Annotated in this window: 3 protein-coding genes; all 3 read left to right on the top strand. The window is 72.4% G+C overall.

Translation table 11 applies throughout. The features are described 5' to 3' along the window. Window positions 1-422 precede the first annotated feature (422 nt). On the top strand, window positions 423-890 hold the full coding sequence (locus tag G3I65_RS33860) for a hypothetical protein (protein WP_309235871.1): 468 nt from the start codon (window positions 423-425) through the stop codon (window positions 888-890). Between the two features lie 34 nt (window positions 891-924). After that, on the top strand, window positions 925-1,473 hold the full coding sequence (locus G3I65_RS33855; RefSeq protein WP_160699708.1) for a hypothetical protein: 549 nt from the start codon (window positions 925-927) through the stop codon (window positions 1,471-1,473). A 4-nt stretch (window positions 1,474-1,477) separates the two neighbouring features. Then, window positions 1,478-1,792: hypothetical protein (locus G3I65_RS33850; protein WP_203612588.1), on the top strand; the 315-nt coding region annotated here is incomplete at its 3' end.

Here is a 1,792-nt window from a genome sequence, read left to right as displayed (position 1 = left end):
GGGCTACCCGCAGCAGCCGGGCCAGCCGCCGCAGGGCTACGGCCAGCAGCCGGGCCAGCAGGGCCCGCCGAGCGGCGGGTTCGGCCAGCCCGGCCAGCCGCCGCAGCAGTGGTGAACTGAACTTCCCATCGCGTGCCCCGGAGCCCATTCGGCTCCGGGGCACGCTGCATTCACGGGGCCGAAACCGCAATTGTCCGAAGAGGACATAAGCTCGCGTGACATGATTTCCGCCGCTACCGCACAATAATGATCTTGGGTTCCGCCGTCCGGCCGAATTCCGTTCCGATTCCGGACTACTCCCCGCATTCCGGTCTAAGGTGAGCGCCGTCGTACTGGGCTTGCCTGATGGGGGACTGGTGACCGGCTTTCCGGTAGCGCGTTCGCATTCGTATTCATCGACTCGGCCATCCGGAGTAACGGCGGTGCTCGCCGGTCTGCTCGGAATTCCGGCCGCGGTCGCCGCGGGATACGTGCCGGTCAAGATCTTCCTCGACATGCCGGCGGAATTCAGCCTCGGCGCACTGCCGGGTCTCGTGCTCGCGGACTTCGCCGGCTACCTCGTCGCCGGGCTCGTCCTGCTCCTCGGTTCGCTGTCGACGCTGTTCCGCGCGACGGCGGGCGCGGTCCTGCTCGGCGTCGGCGCGCTGCTGGCCATCGGCGCGCTGCTCATCGAGCCGCTGTCGATGGGCGTGCCGCTGGGTCGCTTCGCCGACGCGATGTTCACGCACGGCGGCCTCGCCATGGTCGACCGGGTCGGCCTCGCCACGCTCTCGGTGCTCGTGCTGGTCCTGGCCTTCCTGCCGCCGACGTTCCGGTACCTGCGCTACCGCGCCGCGCTGCCCGTCGTGGCCGGTCAGGGCGCGTACTCGGCTTCGTCGCGGAGTTGGTGAGTTCCGCCGCCGCGGGACCGGCCGGCCTGGCACGATGCCGGGCAGGAGATGGGGGGTCGTCGTGCAGCCGTACCAGGGAATGCCGCCGAAGCCGGGCGCCGGGACCGCGGTGGTCGCCGCCGTGCTGGCCCTGATCACCGGTCTGTGGTTCTTCGCGGGCATCCCGTGGATCGGGTTCTACCCCATCCCGGAGGTCATCGCGGGCCAGTTCGCCGACGCGCTGCTCGGCCTGCTGCTCGTGCTCGGCGGCGTCCTGCTGCTCGCCCGCAAGGGCGCGGGCCGCGTGCTGAGCATCGTCGGCGCGGCGCTGGCGCTGCTCGCGCTGGTCGCGAGCACGGCGCTGGCCGAACTGCACTTCTACTTCTACGCGGGCGGCCCGGCGCCGTTCGACGTCGGCTCGGTGCTGCTGCGCCGCGCCCTGCTGATGCTGCCGTTCGTGCTGCTGCTGGTGTTCGCGGCGCTCCCGGCCACCGGCCGCTGGACCCGGCGGCAGCGGCCCCCGATGATCACGTACGGTCACCAGCCGTATCCTCAGCACCCGTACCCGCCCCACCAGCAGGGCGGCCGACCTCCGGGCTGGTGACGGCGTGACCACCTCCACCGAAGGCCGCACCGCCCTCGCCGCGGCGGCCCTGTCCCTGCTCGGCGGCCTGCTCTACGCGGCCGGGCTGGTACTGGACGTGGTCACACTGGCCCGCTTCCCCGCCGACGCGGCCCGCGTCGGCCTCCACGCGGCGGTCGACGCGGTCTTGGCGTCGGCCCTGCTCCCCGGCGGCATCCTGCTGCTGCGCCGCCACCCGCTCGGCCGGATCGGCTGCGTGGCGGGCAGTTCGGCGGCGCTCCTCGCGACGCTGACGTCGCTGGTACTGGCGGCGACCGGCCTCGCGGTGGTCGACCTCGGT

It is taken from the genome of Amycolatopsis sp. SID8362 (genome assembly GCF_010550475.1).
Classification (GTDB): domain Bacteria; phylum Actinomycetota; class Actinomycetes; order Mycobacteriales; family Pseudonocardiaceae; genus Amycolatopsis; species Amycolatopsis eburnea.
This window is presented reverse-complemented; position numbering and strand designations above follow the sequence as displayed.

Bases quoted from the DNA above. Each gene is read 5' to 3' on its own strand.
- G3I65_RS33855 (WP_160699708.1), top strand. From the start codon at position 925: ATGCCGGGCAGGAGATGGGGGGTCGTCGTGCAGCCGTACCAGGGAATG.